This is a genomic window from Pseudomonas mucidolens (assembly GCF_900106045.1).
GTDB lineage: Bacteria > Pseudomonadota > Gammaproteobacteria > Pseudomonadales > Pseudomonadaceae > Aquipseudomonas > Aquipseudomonas mucidolens.
Map to the genome: position 1 here is coordinate 2,956,163 of NZ_LT629802.1, position 14,192 is coordinate 2,970,354.

The window sequence follows — 14,192 nt, forward strand, 5'->3', positions numbered from 1 at the left end:
CGTATATCCGAAATTTGGATGGGATTTACAAAAATCAAGGTCGCGTATCATATCCAACTTTCATAAAACTGTACCAGCGCCGTCGCAAGATCGGCCTGCAAGCCTCGTTCCAGACACCATTTTTCGGCGTGTTGTGTCACTTGCGGCCAGTGTTCAAGCAGCCTAGTCCAGCTTTCCGCCATGTCGCCATCGGCATTCCAGGCTTGCCAAAGGGCAATCAACGCGGCTTTCGCGGCCGGGGACAAGCCTTCGGTGTAGAGGGCAAGAAAGGCATCGAGCTTGTCCAGGTGAATGTCTTCGTCCTGACGGTAGATGTGCCATAACAGCGGGCGCCCGGCCCATTGCGCACGCACGAAAGAGTCTTCGCCGCGTACCGCGTTGAAATCACAGCACCATAACAGGCGGTCGTATTGCTCCTGGCGCATGAAGGGCAGCACCTGCACGGTCAAGGCGCCTCGTCGGTGCACGTCACCCACCGCCAGCGCCTCGACTTCCAGCCAAGCCTGCAGGTCACCGAGGATGCGTCCTTCCGGCACTAACAGATGCGTGGCTTGCAGTTGCGCCGCCAGCACTTCCAGCCAACTGGCCAGCCCGGTATTTTCGTAGGCGAACAGCGAGATTAAGCGCGTGCCTGCCATAGGAAACACACCCAGCGATTGCAGGAATTGTTGCTGCGCCTGAGGGTCACGCTGAAACGCCTGACGTCGATCGACCAACCCAGTCTCGCGTAACAAGCCCCCCGTGCCTGGACCAAATCCCGGAAAGAAGAAGTACTTTTGCACACCCTTGAATTTCACCGACGGCAGGCCGTGACAGCCCACCACCCACTCCTCGGCGCTCAAATAATCCAGGTTCATCCACAACGGCACGCGTTCACGCTGCGCCATGCCTTCCATATAGTCATGGGGCAACTGACAGGCAAATGCAGCAATCACCACATCCGCAGGCTCGGTGGTCGTCCAGTTCCGCGGCCAGTGACGCACGTCCACGCCCTCCTGCCATTGCTGTGTCAACTGCACATCCACCTCGGGACACATGCGCTCGAAGGCGCGCAAGTCATCGACCCACAACCGCACCGCGCAGGCGTGTTCCGCCGCCAACTGCCGGGCAAGGCGCCAGGTCACGCCGATGTCGCCAAAGTTATCCACGACGCTGCAAAAAATATCCCAGCGGGCTTTCATTCCGGGCTCCACCACTCAAAGGCTCGATTGTCCGCATAAATGTGGCAATGCAGAAGGGTTGATAGGGATTATTCTGCAAAGAGGCTGTGCGACAATCCGCAACGTGCCGAAGATGCCCGCCTGGAGGCCATCATGTCTGAACGCCCGTTATCGATGCTCAAGCTCAGTATCGGCATTGCCCTGGGCCTGTGGCTGGGTTTTATCGCCATCGCGCTGACCGGCTGGCTGGCTACTCGCTATTTTCCCGGGCTTCCCCTGGCGCCACTTGCCGAGGTCATTCAACAGCCAGGCAAGACGCCGCCCGCGGTTGCCGAACCGCCAGATCGAATGTTTGAGCAATACCAGGAAAACCTGCGCAAACAGGAACAACAACAGACACTGGACCAGGCCCGCAATAATTCGCGCAACCTGTCCAACCCCAAATGCCAGTTCTGGCTCCAGCAGGACCAGAACGCCCCCAGCGAAAAAACCCGGGCCAATGTCCTGCAATTTTGTGATTGATCAGAAAGCTTTCCATGAATAAACACGCCGTGCACCAACTGATCCTGAAAAAACTCGTCGCCGATCTCGATGTCGCCCAGCGCGCCGCGCAAACCGCCTATGAAACCGCGACCCATGAAGAAAATATCGCCGAAAACAAGTACGACACCTTAGGCCTGGAGGCCTCTTATCTCGCCGCCGGGCAAGCCAAGCGAGTCGAAGAAATCAAGCAAGCGCTGACGCTTTGCCAGAACCTGAGCCTGCGCGCCTACGATGAGCAGCGCGGAATTGAAATGGGTTCGCTGTTGGGGCTCGAGGATGAGCAGGGTCGCCAGCAGTGGCTGTTCCTGGCGCCGGATGCAGCAGGCTTGAAAGTGGACGTGGTCGGGCAACCGGTGACCGTCATCACCCCACGCTCACCGCTGGGCAACAGCCTGCTGGGCAAGTTCGAAGAGGATGAGGTGGAGATTGTGGTGGCAGGCGCTCGGCAACAGTTCGCTGTTACCGAGGTCAAGTGAGCCAATCAGTGAACCGGTAGCTCGACGCCGTCGAACAGCTCTTCCAGTTCCTGCTTGTTGTGACACTGGATGGCTTTGGCCATGACTTCGCGGGTCAGGTGCGGCGCAAATTTCTCGATAAAGTCGCACATGAAGCCACGCAGGAAGGTGCCACGACGGAAACCGATCTTGGTCACGCTGGACTCAAACAGCTCGCTGGCATCCAACACCACCAGATCGCTGTCGATTTTGCTGTCGACCGCCATCTTGGCCACGATACCGACGCCCAAGCCCAGGCGCACATAGGTTTTGATCACGTCGGCGTCCGCCGCGGTGAACACCACTTTCGGCGTCAGCCCCCGATGACTGAACGCTTCGTCCAGCTTGGAGCGGCCGGTGAAGCCGAACACGTAGGTCACAATCGGGTATTCCGCCAGGGCTTCGAGGGTCAGCTTCGGCAACTTGGCCAGCGGATGGCCTTGGGGAACCACCATACAGCGGTTCCAGCGGTAGCACGGCATCATCACCAGATCACCGAACAGCTCCAGGGCTTCGGTGGCGATGGCGAAGTCGACAGTACCGTCAGCGGCCATCTCGGCGATCTGCATCGGCGAGCCCTGGTGCATGTGCAGGGCCACGTCCGGATACTGCTTGATAAACGCACTGATGATCGGCGGCAGCGCATAACGGGCCTGGGTATGCGTGGTGGCAATCGACAAAGTGCCCTTTTTCTCGTTGGAGAATTCCTGGGCTATCTGCTTGATGCTTTCGACCTTGCGCAAAATCTCCCCGGCCGTGGTGATGATGCGCTCACCGGCGGGCGTGACGCGGGTCAGGTGCTTGCCACTGCGAGCGAACACTTCGACGCCCAGCTCGTCTTCGAGCAAGCGGATCTGCTTGCTGATACCCGGTTGCGAGGTGTAAAGGCTTTGCGCCGTGGCGGAGACGTTGAGGTCGTGGTGCGCCACTTCCCAGATGTAGCGCAATTGTTGAAGCTTCATATGTGTCCCTCAAGCAGATAGACGCCATGAGTATCAGCGACGATATATAACTATATTAAAGGTAACGAAGACAAATCTAGAACTTTTTTATCGTTTTTTCCCTCACACATCATCACTGCGCCGACACTGCAACAACGGCACCAGATACACTGGCACCTCGGACAACTGCAACACCCGGGCAGCGGTGCGCCCCAAGGGGGTGGCGACACCCGGCCCCTGACTGTGACTACCTACGATCAATAAATCCACAGAGAGTTTCTCTGCCTGGACGAGAATCGCTTGGGCAGGATCGCCCTGGATCACCCGTACCGACCGAATCAACAACAAGTCCTGCTCCCCATCCGCCAGTTCCTCACGAAAGCTGTCCAGTACGCGCTGCTCAATACTCGCCATCACCCTCTTCAACCCCTGGGCCTGCCAATCATTGAGAGCCTCGTCATCAAGATAGCTTTGCAGTACGGATTCGGCGAACAAGCCGATGGGCTCGACCACATGAACCACATACAGGTCAGCCTTGAACGTTCGCGCCATCGCCAGTGCGTGCTGCATCACATAAGGCGCATACAGACCGAGGTCAGTGGCGTACAACATCGAACGAATCATAGAACCTCCTGGTGTGCCAGGATGGCGGGGATTGCTTCAGCTTAGCAGCGCCTTTGAGATTTCGATGGACTCAAGGGGCTTGGACTTTCAGTTCGTTGCTGATGCCGTGAGGAACGTGCCCAGTAGCCACTACCTCTCTGGCTCTCTCGCAATGACCGGCCTGGTCGTCAAAAAACACATCAGCGGCGAATGCCTCGAGAAACGCCGATTTATCCAGCCCACCCAGGAACAGTGACTCGTCCAGCCGAATATCCCACTCACGCAAGGTGCGAATCACGCGCTCATGGGACGGCGCCGAACGCGCCGTTACCAGCGCCGTGCGGATCGGGCATGACTCGTCGGGAAACTCTCGCTGCAACAGATTGAGAGCGGCCAGGAAGCCTTTGAACGGCCCGCCGCGCAAGGGCTCGCGGGCGGACTGCCGCTCGCTGGCCTGAAACGCTTCCAGACCGCCGGACTGATAAATACGCTCCGACTCGTCGGAAAAGAGCACCGCGTCGCCATCGAAAGCAATCCGCAACTCGGCACTCGAAGCCCGACGGGCGCCGCCGGACAAGATAGTCGCCGCAGCGAACCCGGCATCCAGAGCACTGCGTACATCTTCTGCGTGGGTGGAAAGAAACAGGTGACAGCCAAATGCCGACAAATACGGATAAGGACTGCGTCCACCGACAAACGCGGCGCGGGAGATATCCAGGTCGTAATGCTGAATCGAGTTGAACACACGCAAGCCGGTGTCCGCGCTGTTACGCGACACCAGCACCACTTCGACCCGTGCGCGTCCCAGGCTGGCGTTGAGACTCAGGAGTTTCTTGACCAAGGGGAAGGCGTCGCCCGGCTCGAGGATTTCCTCCTCATGATCAATCTGATACTTGCGATACGTCTCGACACCTTCGGCCAGGTAGACCTTATGGCTCTCGCTCAGGTCGAACAGCGCCCGCGAGGAAATCGCCAGCACCAGTTTGTCGCTCATTCCTTTCGCCATGCTCGCTCCTCAGCGGTTGCGTCGATCGATAAAGCTCAACGCCTGATACAACGCCTGCATGCGGGGTAGCTCGCACCCGGCCGCCCTGACGGCAGCCAACGGGCGGGCATAGATCGCTGCCAACTCCAATGGGCGCTTGTGCACGTGATCGTGATACATGCTTGGCCAGTAATCGGTCAATTGTTCGGTCATGCTGAACATCTGCTCGGCATAGCTGGCGGCAATTTCATGCCCGCATGCCTTGGCACCCAGCACGACTTCAGCCATCAACGCCTGAATCATTTCACGACTCGACTCATCAGCCATCAACGCCGTGGTGCTCGCCCCCAGCAATACTGAAAGCCCGTTGTACGGCACATTCCAGACCAATTTGTGCCAGCGGGCCTGATGCAGGTTGGGCATGACCTGGGAATCAATCCCGGCCTGCTGGAAAAGCCCGGCGCCCGCCTCGACAATGGCCTGGCGGCGCACCTCGTCGTTGGCGGCACTGCCACTGTGATAGCCAAGATTGACCCGACCCAATGCCTGATGTTCGACAATACCGGGACCGGAGCGGTGCACGCAGATGTAACACAGCCCGCCGAGCAAATGCACTGACTCGGGCAGGTGCTCCCGTAAACGGTCTTCGACATCCAGCCCGTTTTGCAGCAACACCACTTTGGTATCCGGCGCCGCCACTTGCGCAATGGTCGGCGCGAGTTCGACGTTATCGGTGGTTTTAGTCCCCACCAGTAACCAGTCGCAAGGCGGCATGTCCGCCGCGCAGGCATAAGCCTGGACCGGATTCAGGCTGATTGCGCCATGCACCGCGCTATTGAGCTGCAAGCCGCGCTGACTGACCGCCGGGTATTCGCTGCGCAATAAAAAATGCACGTCGAACCCGGCCCGCGCCAGCATCAAGCCATAAAATCCACCGATGGCACCGGTGCCGATAATGCCGATCCGGGGCGTGTGATGTGCTGTATCCGTCATCGCCTCTCCTCTGGTTCTCGTTCAAGCGCCGCCCGCACACTATCAGGCCGAGCGACAACGCGCGCAATTGCCCATTGTCGCGCAGGCGTGTTACGCGCTAAGGTTCGGCACCCCCGCTGCATTTAAATCATGCTGTGCTCCGCCGCACGGGGATCGCTGGCGGCCGGCACCCGTGACCCTGACGAGTAACACGATGGCTGATTTACCAATCAACGACCTGAACGTCGAATCCAATGAGACACTGATCACGCCCGATCAGCTCAAGCGCGAAATCCCTTTGAGCGACGTTGCCCTGCAGACTGTCACCAAGGGCCGCGAAGTCATTCGTGAGATCCTCGACGGCACTGACCATCGCCTGTTCGTGGTGATCGGACCTTGCTCGATCCACGACCTCAAGGCTGCCCACGAGTATGCCGAGCGCCTCAAAGTGTTGGCGGCGGAAGTGTCCGACACCTTGTACCTGGTGATGCGTGTCTACTTTGAGAAACCACGAACCACCGTCGGCTGGAAAGGCTTGATCAACGACCCGTACCTGGACGACTCGTTCAAGATTCAGGACGGCTTGCACATCGGCCGCCAGTTGCTGCTGGACCTGGCTGAAATGGGCCTGCCGACGGCAACCGAGGCCCTCGATCCGATTTCCCCGCAGTACCTGCAGGATTTGATCAGTTGGTCGGCCATCGGCGCACGTACCACCGAATCGCAAACCCACCGGGAAATGGCCTCGGGCCTGTCCTCGGCGGTCGGCTTCAAGAACGGTACCGATGGCGGCCTGACCGTGGCCATCAATGCCCTGCAGTCGGTCTCCAGTCCACATCGTTTCCTGGGGATCAACCAGGAAGGTGGGGTTTCCATCGTCACCACCAAAGGCAACGCCTACGGGCACGTTGTACTGCGCGGCGGCAACGGCAAGCCCAACTATGATTCGGTCAGCGTGGCCCTCTGCGAGCAAGCGCTGGCCAAGGCGAAGATCAAGCCGAACATCATGGTCGATTGCAGCCACGCCAACTCCAACAAGGATCCGGCGTTGCAGCCACTGGTGATGGAGAACGTCGCCAACCAGATCCTGGAAGGCAACCAGTCGATCATCGGGCTGATGGTCGAAAGCCATCTGAACTGGGGTTGCCAGGCGATTCCAAAAGATCTGGCCGACCTGCAATACGGCGTGTCGATCACCGATGCATGCATCGACTGGTCCGCTACCGAGACCACTCTGCGCAGCATGCACGCCAAGCTCAAGGACGTACTGCCCAAGCGCAAACGCAGCTGATTGCAGACTGCGCACACAAAAACGCCGGGCTTAGCCCGGCGTTTTTCATGGTCGCAGAGTCAGGTCACAACTTCGCCGCGTGGCGCTGATGGCGCTCCATGTAACGTTCGACGTAGGAACACGATGGGATCACCGTGTAACCCATTCCCTCGGCGTATTGCAGCGCCTGTTCGGTCAGCGCAGCGGCAATGCCGCGCCCACGCAGGGCATTGGGCACAAATGTGCGATAAATATCCAGGGTCTGTTTGCCCAAGTCCATATAGGTCAGATAAGCACGATGACCGTCCACAGTGGTCTCGAACTGATGACCAGTCTGGTCATGGTGGATGGACAACGCCTCGCTCATCACTACTCCTCGCGGGTCTTGGTTTCTGACCCCTACCTTACCGATGTTTTCCCGGCGAAGGAACATCTATGCCACCCGTGCCGGGTTTCGACAACGAGAAAGCCTTATAGCGCTCACAACCAGCCTGTCGGAATAGTAAACGCCAAACCCGCCAAGGCTCAAGACGCACTCACCATCCCTCATGACTGGCTGACATAGAAAGGGCCAATCGAGCATCCTGAAAATCGATGGCCTGAACATTGCCGGCAGTTGAACCTTGAGACGAACAGACGCTCTTAAAGTCACCGCAACATGCATAAAAGATACCGGCAGGCGAAGAGACAACCTGAACACTAGTAGTCGGACCGATATATAAATGGACAGCACCTTACAACCTCGAACACTTGCCAGGAGGCGCTTTCAGCGCTGGATCGAGTCTTCTGGAATAGCTCATGCGCTGGATATTTTTTATACAAAACCGCTAAAGGTTGAGCAAAATAGACTCGCCGAAAGATTTTTTTGCTTCTTGCGTTACGTCAGTTTACTTACTACAAGTAATGGGTAGTATGTACGCCGGCTATTAGCTCACTCTGAGACAGTAGCCATTAAATAGAAAGTCCTTGAAGGGGAACACGATGAACAACGTTCTGAAATTCTCTGCTCTGGCTCTGGCCGCAGTTCTGGCTACCGGTTGCAGCAGCGTATCCAAAGAAACCGAAGCTCGTTTGACTGCAACTGAAGACGCAGCAGCTCGCTCCCAGGCCCGTGCAGACGAAGCCTACCGTAAAGCTGATGAAGCTCTGGCTGCTGCTCAAAAAGCACAACAGACTGCTGACGAAGCTAACGAGCGCGCTCTGCGCATGCTTGAAAAAGCAAGCCGCAAATAATAATCCCTCGGGGTTGTTATCAAGCCGATCCATTTTTGGATCGGCTTTTTATTGCCCGCAATTCGGGCCGGCAGGACGTCTGTAGGAGCGAGGTCGCTCGCGAAGGTCGTAACCATGACGCGGGAAATCTGCCCCCCGCCAAACCCCGCCGGCCGAACGCAGACATTGCGCAGTGGCTATCCCTTTACTACTGCAGATCCACCGGCGCGCTGGTCACCATCGTCGCCTCGCCTGGGACTCCGATCTCCGTCGGCAAGCCATCTTCGGCCGCGACCACATTGCGCACTTCATCCCAGTTGACGCGCAGGTTGTTCGACAGGTCTTCACGTTTCAGCAAGGCGTTGATCACCGCTGTGTGCTTGTCCACCACCGACGGCGTGCCATCGTCGTTCAAGGGTGTGTGCGCTTCCAGGTAGACCTTGCCACCGCTCATGCCGAATTTGTAGGCCTCACTGATAATCCGCACCGGCGTGCCCACCGGCACCATATCCGCCAACTCAAGCACATTTTCGTTAAACATGCGGAAGCAACCATGACTGGTACGCGTGCCAATCCCGAACTTCTTGTTGGAACCGTGGATCAGGTAACCCGGTGTGCCCAGGGTGAACTTGAACGGCCCCAGCGGATTGTCGGGGCCAGCGGGCACCACATTGGGCAGCGGATCACCTTCGGCGGCGTGCTCGGCCTTGATTGAAGCGGGCGGTGTCCAGGTCGGGTTCGGCGTCTTGGCGATGATGCTGGTATGGGCAATCGGCGAACCCCAGCCTTCACGACCGATCCCAAGGGGGAACGTATAAACCACATCCTGGCCCTTGGGGTAGTAATACAAGCGGTACTCCGCCAGGTTGATCACGATGCCCTCCCGCGGCCCCGGCGGCAGGATGAAACGGGTCGGCAGCACAATGTCCGCCCCCGTTCCTGGCAACCACGCATCGACGCCCGGGTTGGCCGCGACCATCTCCGCATAGCCAAGATCGTAGGTCACCCCCAGATCGGCAAAAGTATCTTCGTACTTGGCCTTGATCATCTGGACCTGGCCGACAATGTCTTCACCCGGTGGTGGCAAGGGCAACTGCAAGGCCATGGCGGGACCGGCTGCACACAGTGCAGCGAGAGACAGGCAGCGGGTGACGGCAGGGAGGCGCGACAACATCCGGAAAATCCTTCGCAGATCGACGGGTAGTAAAACTGGATTGTACACGGGAGCCCGCCGGGCACCACACTCAAAGCTCGAAGCGCAACTCGGGCCAGATAGGCGGTGTACCGCGCTTTTGCGACTCGAGAATCGCCCGGCACAGGGGGCACAGGCGCTGATCCTGGAAGATCGAGCGATCTACCGATGACCAACGCGGTTGAGCCGGCAGCAACGTGCCACAGAGCGTACGATCAATAGAACCGCCCAGCTCCAGTTGACGTGTCACCAGGTGCACCCGTACTTCCTGGCAGGCGAACAGATCCAGCTGCTCGTCAGGCTCGATCAGTTGGTAGGCAAACAGGGACCAGGCAGGACGCGACGACATCGGGGGCTCCAAATCGGGGGCGCCACCTTAGCCGAAAGACCGCGGCTAGAAAAGCGTCATAGCAGCGGTTTTAGCGTCGGCCAGACATTTTCCAGCAACTTGCTCTGCGCACCGACTGCCGGGTGGATGCCATCGGCCTGCATCAGCTGCGAATTGCCCCCTACCCCTTCAAGGAAAAACGGCACCAGCGGGACGTTCTTTTCCTTGGCCAAGGTGGCATAGACCTCGGCGAAGGCCTTGGTGTAGCGCGGGCCGTAATTGGGCGGCAACTGCATGCCCAACAACAGCACTTTGGCGCCAATGGCCTTGGAGCGGTCGATCATCGACGCAAGATTTTGTTGCAATTGCCCGGGAGGCTGGCCGCGAAGGCCGTCATTGCCACCCAATTCGATGATCACCAGTTCGGGCTTGTGCTCTGCAAGTGCCGCAGGCAGCCGGGCCAGGCCTCCAGCACTGGTGTCGCCACTGATGGAGGCATTGACCACTTTATCGTCAAATCCCTCGTGCTTGAGCCGTTGCTCCAACAGCGCTACCCACCCTTTGCGGGTATCCAGGCCGAAACCGGCACTGATACTATCGCCAACGATCAGGACTGTACCCGCCGCTGCGCCCTGGGCCACGCACATCAAGGCCAGGCCAGCACTCAAAAACCACATTCGCATCGGATTCTCCATGGGCGCAAGCATTCTCACCGCGCGGGACCTCAGCAAAGTGGTTCCCAGCGCGGAAGGTGAACTGACTATCCTGCACCAACTGAGCCTGGAACTGAACAAGGGCGATAGCCTGGCTATCGTCGGCGCCTCCGGCTCCGGCAAATCCACCCTCCTCGGCCTGTTGGCCGGCCTTGACCTGCCCAGCAGCGGAGAAGTGACCCTCGCCGGTCAAGCCCTGAGCACCCTTGACGAAGACCAGCGCGCGCGAATCAGAGCCGAACACGTGGGCTTTGTGTTCCAGTCGTTCCAGTTGCTGGACAGCCTCAACGCGCTGGAAAACGTCATGCTGCCGCTGGAACTGGACGGCCGCAAGGACGCCCGTGAACGAGCCAGGCACCTGCTGGAGCGCGTCGGCCTGGGCCAGCGTCTGAGCCACTCGCCGCGCCAGCTCTCCGGCGGCGAGCAGCAACGGGTGGCGATTGCCCGGGCGTTCGCCGCGGAGCCCGACGTGCTCTTCGCCGATGAGCCCACCGGGAATCTCGACAGCCATACCGGCGAACGCATCAGCGATCTGCTCTTCGAACTCAACAAAGAAAACGGCACGACCCTGGTGCTGGTGACTCACGACGAGCGCCTGGCCCATCGTTGCCGCCGCCTGATCCGTCTTGAAGCCGGCCTGATGGTCGCGCCCCTGGAGCCTTGATGGCACGTTTGCCGCTGTTGCGCCTGTTCAGCCTTGCACTACGTCAATTGCTGCGCGATGCCCGCGCCGGTGAATTGCGTGTGTTGTTCTTTGCTTTGTTGGTGGCCGTGGCGGCCAGCACCGCCATCGGTTATTTCGGGGCTCGCCTCAATGGCGCAATGGCGCTGCGCGCCACCGAATTCCTCGGTGCCGACCTGGTACTGGAAGGCAGCTCCCCAGCCCGCGCCGAACAGATAAGAAGCGGCATCGAACTGGAGCTGGAGCATGCCCGCGTGGTGGAGTTCTCCAGCGTCATCGCCACCGACAACGGTATCCAGCTGTCGAGCATCAAGGCGGTCAACGAGCAGTATCCGTTGCGCGGCGAGCTGAAAAGCGCCGCCGAACCCTTTGCCGAGGAAACGTCGGGAGGCGGCCCGAAACCAGGAGAAGCCTGGGTCGAGGCTCGACTGTTGACGGCGCTGGATCTGAAAATCGGCGACAGCATCGACGTCGGCATGAAACCCCTGCGCATGACTCGCGTACTCACGTACGAACCGGATCGTGCCGGCAACCTCTACAGTTTGACGCCACGGGTAATGATCAATCTGGCCGACCTTGAGGCCACCGGCGTGGTTCAACCCGGCAGCCGAGTCAGTTACCGCGAGCTGTGGCGCGGCCCGCCAGCCAGCACCGCCCTGCAAACCTATCGCGACCTGATCGAGCCGGGCATCGCCGCCAACCAGCGCCTGCAAGACGCGCGAGACGGCAACCAGCAAATCGGCGGCGCCCTGGGCAAGGCCGAGCGCTACCTGAATATGGCCAGCCTGGTGGCGGTGTTGCTGTCCGGCGTGGCTGTGGCCCTCTCGGCTAATCGTTTTGCCAGCCGGCGTTTCGATGCCAGCGCCCTGTTGCGCTGCCTCGGGTTGTCGCGGCGCGAAACCATGCTGCTGTTCAGCGTGCAACTGAGCGTTCTGGGCTTGCTCGCCAGCCTTGTCGGCGCTGCGCTGGGGTGGCTGGCGCAACTGGGACTGTTTTATCTGCTACACGACCTGTTACCGGCAGATGTCCCGCCGGGGGGCTTATTCCCCGCCGTCGCCGGAATCGGCACCGGGCTGGTGGCGCTCGCCGGTTTCGCCCTGCCGCCCCTGGCCGCGTTGGGTCGAGTGCCACCGCTGCGGGTATTGCGTCGCGACTTGCTGCCGATCCCGTCCAGTACGTGGGCGGTCTACGGCGCGGCCCTGCTAGCCCTGGGGCTGATCATGTGGCGCTTGAGCCTGGACCTGGTGCTGACCTTCGCCCTGCTCGGAGGTGGCGTCATTGCCGCGCTGGTACTGGGCGGCCTGCTCCTTCTGCTACTGCAGAGCCTGCGCCGCCTGCTCGCCCGGGCTTCCCTGCCCTGGCGCCTGGGGCTGGGCCAATTGTTGCGCCATCCGCTGGCAGCAGCGGGCCAGGCGCTGGCGTTCGGCCTGATTCTTCTGTCCATGGGCTTGATTGCCTTGTTGCGGGGGGAGTTGCTGGACACCTGGCAAAATCAGTTGCCCAAGGACGCCCCCAACTATTTCGCCCTGAACATCCTGCCGGCGGACAAGGACGCCTTTGGTGCCCGACTGCTCGAGCTGCAGGCGCAGGCGGCGCCGTTATACCCGGTGGTGCCGGGACGCCTGATCAGTATCAACGGCGAACCGGTCCAGGAAATCATCAGCAAGGATTCCAGTGGTGATCGTGCGACACAACGGGACTTGAGCCTGACCTGGGCCGCCGACCTGCCGCCGGGCAACCGCCTGACATCGGGAAATTGGTGGGCAGATCGACCGAACGATGGAATTCCCGGTGTCTCGGTGGAAGCCAAGGTCGCCGACAGCCTGAAACTCAAGCTCAATGACCACATGGTGTTCACCGTTGGCGGGGAAACCCGCGAGGCGCGGGTCACCAGCCTGCGAGAGATCAACTGGGACAACTTCCAACCCAACTTTTTCATGATCTTCCAACCGGGCACCTTGAAAAACCTCCCGACCACCTACCTGACCAGCTTCTATCTGGCGGCCGGGCATGACCAGCAGATCGTCGACCTGTCCAGAGCCTTTCCAGCGGTGACCATCCTGCAGGTGGAAGCGCTGTTGGCCCAATTGCGCAGCATTCTTGCCCAGGTGACGCTGGCGGTGGAATACGTGTTGCTGTTTGTGCTGGCGGCGGGCATGGCGGTGTTGTTCTCGGGGCTGCAGGCGACGCTGGACGAGCGCATCCGCCAAGGCGCGCTGCTGCGTGCGCTTGGGGCGGAGCGCCGGTTGCTGGTCAAGGCACGACGGATTGAGTTCGGATTGCTCGGCGCGGTCAGCGGCCTGCTAGCGGCGCTGGGGACCGAGCTGGTGACCCTAGTGCTTTACCGCTATGCCTTCGACCTGGCCTGGCACCCTCATCCCTGGTTGCTGTTACTGCCTGTCATCGGCGCGGTACTGATCGGTGGCGCCGGGGTATTCGGTACGCGTCGCGCGTTGAATGCCAGTCCGTTGACCGTGTTGCGCGACAGTTGAAATAAATTGGCCCGCCTGCCTCACGCAGCGCGGGCCATCAATGCTACTTCTCGTACTCGATGCGAGTAATCCACCAACACACTTCGCCATTGGGCGTCTGGACGAGCGCTTCATCGTCCACCTCCTTGCGCAACAACGCCCGTGCCATGGGAGAGTCGATGGAAATGTAGTCCATGCGCTCATAGATCTCGTCATAACCGACAATACGAAAGCGCTTGGTCTCGCCTTGTTCATTCTCGATATCCACCCAGGCGCCAAAAAATACTTTGCCTTCCTGCTCCGGCCGATACTCAACGACGCGCATGTCTTCAAGACGCTTGCGCAGATAACGTACCCGGCGATCGATCTCCCGCAGCAGCTTCTTGTTGTACTGGTAATCGGCGTTTTCGCTGCGGTCACCCAGCGACGCTGCCCAAGTCACTTTACGAGTGGTGTCAGGCCGCTTTTCTCGCCATAGATAATCAAGCTCTTTCTTCAGCGCCTCATGACCTTCTTTGGTTATCAGCTTGGTACTCAAAAGCTTCGCATCCCCGGGAAATTTTCACGTGTTCAACAATCGCGGCCTCAAGCAAGCGCACACTGACCATCTGACTCCGATTGGCGGA

At 59.6% G+C, this 14,192-nt stretch carries 16 protein-coding genes; 6 read left to right on the forward strand and 10 right to left on the reverse strand.

The genetic code is table 11. The annotated features are described in order from the left end of the window. Window positions 1-47: 47 nt before the first annotated feature. The gene (gene earP, locus BLU75_RS13615; RefSeq protein ID WP_084378187.1) at window positions 48-1,181 is read right to left on the reverse strand and encodes an elongation factor P maturation arginine rhamnosyltransferase EarP; all 1,134 of its coding nucleotides are present in this window, start codon (window positions 1,179-1,181) and stop codon (window positions 48-50) included. 132 nt (window positions 1,182-1,313) lie between these two features. Between earP and BLU75_RS13620 the strand changes: the two genes are divergently transcribed. Together BLU75_RS13620 and BLU75_RS13625 are read left to right on the forward strand one after the other, a co-directional pair. After that, window positions 1,314-1,682, forward strand: a complete 369-nt coding sequence (locus BLU75_RS13620) for a hypothetical protein (RefSeq protein WP_084378186.1) — start codon at window positions 1,314-1,316, stop codon at window positions 1,680-1,682. A 14-nt stretch (window positions 1,683-1,696) separates the two neighbouring features. Then, the gene (locus BLU75_RS13625; protein ID WP_084378185.1) at window positions 1,697-2,179 is read left to right on the forward strand and encodes a GreA/GreB family elongation factor; all 483 of its coding nucleotides are present in this window, start codon (window positions 1,697-1,699) and stop codon (window positions 2,177-2,179) included. A gap of 5 nt (window positions 2,180-2,184) precedes the next feature. Here the strand turns inward: BLU75_RS13625 and cysB are convergent, their stop codons facing one another. The 4 genes from cysB to BLU75_RS13645 all read right to left on the reverse strand — a co-directional run bounded on the left by cysB (window position 2,185) and on the right by BLU75_RS13645 (window position 5,719). Further along, window positions 2,185-3,159 (reverse strand): HTH-type transcriptional regulator CysB, encoded by a 975-nt coding sequence (gene cysB, locus BLU75_RS13630; RefSeq protein WP_084378184.1) that lies wholly within the window; start codon window positions 3,157-3,159, stop codon window positions 2,185-2,187. A 102-nt stretch (window positions 3,160-3,261) separates the two neighbouring features. Beyond that, a complete protein-coding gene (locus tag BLU75_RS13635) occupies window positions 3,262-3,762 on the reverse strand; it encodes a universal stress protein (protein ID WP_084378183.1) in 501 nt (166 codons plus the stop codon). Window positions 3,763-3,832: 70 nt separating this feature from the next. Beyond that, window positions 3,833-4,747 (reverse strand): 5'-nucleotidase, encoded by a 915-nt coding sequence (locus BLU75_RS13640; protein WP_084378182.1) that lies wholly within the window; start codon window positions 4,745-4,747, stop codon window positions 3,833-3,835. 9 nt (window positions 4,748-4,756) lie between these two features. Beyond that, the gene (locus BLU75_RS13645; RefSeq protein WP_084378181.1) at window positions 4,757-5,719 is read right to left on the reverse strand and encodes a putative 2-dehydropantoate 2-reductase; all 963 of its coding nucleotides are present in this window, start codon (window positions 5,717-5,719) and stop codon (window positions 4,757-4,759) included. Between the two features lie 193 nt (window positions 5,720-5,912). Here BLU75_RS13645 and BLU75_RS13650 point away from each other — a divergent pair, with 193 nt between their 5' ends. Next, window positions 5,913-6,989, forward strand: a complete 1,077-nt coding sequence (locus BLU75_RS13650) for a 3-deoxy-7-phosphoheptulonate synthase (protein WP_084378180.1) — start codon at window positions 5,913-5,915, stop codon at window positions 6,987-6,989. A 64-nt stretch (window positions 6,990-7,053) separates the two neighbouring features. Here the strand turns inward: BLU75_RS13650 and BLU75_RS13655 are convergent, their stop codons facing one another. Beyond that, window positions 7,054-7,335, reverse strand: a complete 282-nt coding sequence (locus BLU75_RS13655; protein WP_084378179.1) for a GNAT family N-acetyltransferase — start codon at window positions 7,333-7,335, stop codon at window positions 7,054-7,056. Window positions 7,336-7,949: 614 nt separating this feature from the next. On the opposite strand from BLU75_RS13655, the gene oprI reads away from it, so the two are divergent. Further along, window positions 7,950-8,201, forward strand: coding sequence for an outer membrane lipoprotei OprI (gene oprI, locus BLU75_RS13660; RefSeq protein WP_003172710.1), 252 nt, complete (start codon window positions 7,950-7,952; stop codon window positions 8,199-8,201). A 187-nt stretch (window positions 8,202-8,388) separates the two neighbouring features. Here oprI and BLU75_RS13665 read toward each other — a convergent pair whose 3' ends face one another. The 3 genes from BLU75_RS13665 to BLU75_RS13675 all read right to left on the reverse strand — a co-directional run bounded on the left by BLU75_RS13665 (window position 8,389) and on the right by BLU75_RS13675 (window position 10,383). Then, window positions 8,389-9,354 carry a L,D-transpeptidase family protein gene (locus BLU75_RS13665; RefSeq protein WP_084378178.1) on the reverse strand — a complete coding sequence of 322 codons (966 nt, stop codon included), beginning with the start codon at window positions 9,352-9,354 and terminating at the stop codon, window positions 8,389-8,391. A 70-nt stretch (window positions 9,355-9,424) separates the two neighbouring features. Then, a complete protein-coding gene (locus tag BLU75_RS13670) occupies window positions 9,425-9,721 on the reverse strand; it encodes a hypothetical protein (RefSeq protein ID WP_084378177.1) in 297 nt (98 codons plus the stop codon). Window positions 9,722-9,777: 56 nt separating this feature from the next. After that, on the reverse strand, window positions 9,778-10,383 hold the full coding sequence (locus tag BLU75_RS13675; protein ID WP_084378176.1) for an arylesterase: 606 nt from the start codon (window positions 10,381-10,383) through the stop codon (window positions 9,778-9,780). A 10-nt stretch (window positions 10,384-10,393) separates the two neighbouring features. Between BLU75_RS13675 and BLU75_RS13680 the strand changes: the two genes are divergently transcribed. Next, complete coding sequence (locus tag BLU75_RS13680) at window positions 10,394-11,077, forward strand: ABC transporter ATP-binding protein (protein WP_084378175.1); 684 nt, start codon at window positions 10,394-10,396, stop codon at window positions 11,075-11,077. After that, complete coding sequence (locus BLU75_RS13685) at window positions 11,077-13,587, forward strand: ABC transporter permease (protein ID WP_084378174.1); 2,511 nt, start codon at window positions 11,077-11,079, stop codon at window positions 13,585-13,587. The genes BLU75_RS13680 and BLU75_RS13685 overlap by 1 nt, the downstream gene beginning before the upstream one ends. Before the next feature lie 43 nt (window positions 13,588-13,630). On the opposite strand, the gene greB is transcribed toward BLU75_RS13685, so the two are convergent. Continuing rightward, a complete protein-coding gene (gene greB, locus BLU75_RS13690) occupies window positions 13,631-14,104 on the reverse strand; it encodes a transcription elongation factor GreB (protein WP_084378173.1) in 474 nt (157 codons plus the stop codon). Window positions 14,105-14,192: the final 88 nt, after the last annotated feature.

Bases quoted from the DNA above. Each gene is read 5' to 3' on its own strand.
- BLU75_RS13635 (WP_084378183.1), bottom strand. From the start codon at position 3,762: ATGATTCGTTCGATGTTGTACGCCACTGACCTCGGTCTGTATGCGCCT.
- cysB (WP_084378184.1), bottom strand. From the start codon at position 3,159: ATGAAGCTTCAACAATTGCGCTACATCTGGGAAGTGGCGCACCACGAC.
- earP (WP_084378187.1), bottom strand. From the start codon at position 1,181: ATGAAAGCCCGCTGGGATATTTTTTGCAGCGTCGTGGATAACTTTGGC.
- BLU75_RS13680 (WP_084378175.1), top strand. From the start codon at position 10,394: ATGGGCGCAAGCATTCTCACCGCGCGGGACCTCAGCAAAGTGGTTCCC.
- BLU75_RS13645 (WP_084378181.1), bottom strand. From the start codon at position 5,719: ATGACGGATACAGCACATCACACGCCCCGGATCGGCATTATCGGCACC.
- BLU75_RS13655 (WP_084378179.1), bottom strand. From the start codon at position 7,335: ATGAGCGAGGCGTTGTCCATCCACCATGACCAGACTGGTCATCAGTTC.
- BLU75_RS13650 (WP_084378180.1), top strand. From the start codon at position 5,913: ATGGCTGATTTACCAATCAACGACCTGAACGTCGAATCCAATGAGACA.
- BLU75_RS13620 (WP_084378186.1), top strand. From the start codon at position 1,314: ATGTCTGAACGCCCGTTATCGATGCTCAAGCTCAGTATCGGCATTGCC.
- oprI (WP_003172710.1), top strand. From the start codon at position 7,950: ATGAACAACGTTCTGAAATTCTCTGCTCTGGCTCTGGCCGCAGTTCTG.
- BLU75_RS13640 (WP_084378182.1), bottom strand. From the start codon at position 4,747: ATGGCGAAAGGAATGAGCGACAAACTGGTGCTGGCGATTTCCTCGCGG.
- BLU75_RS13665 (WP_084378178.1), bottom strand. From the start codon at position 9,354: ATGTTGTCGCGCCTCCCTGCCGTCACCCGCTGCCTGTCTCTCGCTGCA.
- BLU75_RS13685 (WP_084378174.1), top strand. From the start codon at position 11,077: ATGGCACGTTTGCCGCTGTTGCGCCTGTTCAGCCTTGCACTACGTCAA.
- BLU75_RS13675 (WP_084378176.1), bottom strand. From the start codon at position 10,383: ATGCGAATGTGGTTTTTGAGTGCTGGCCTGGCCTTGATGTGCGTGGCC.
- BLU75_RS13670 (WP_084378177.1), bottom strand. From the start codon at position 9,721: ATGTCGTCGCGTCCTGCCTGGTCCCTGTTTGCCTACCAACTGATCGAG.
- BLU75_RS13625 (WP_084378185.1), top strand. From the start codon at position 1,697: ATGAATAAACACGCCGTGCACCAACTGATCCTGAAAAAACTCGTCGCC.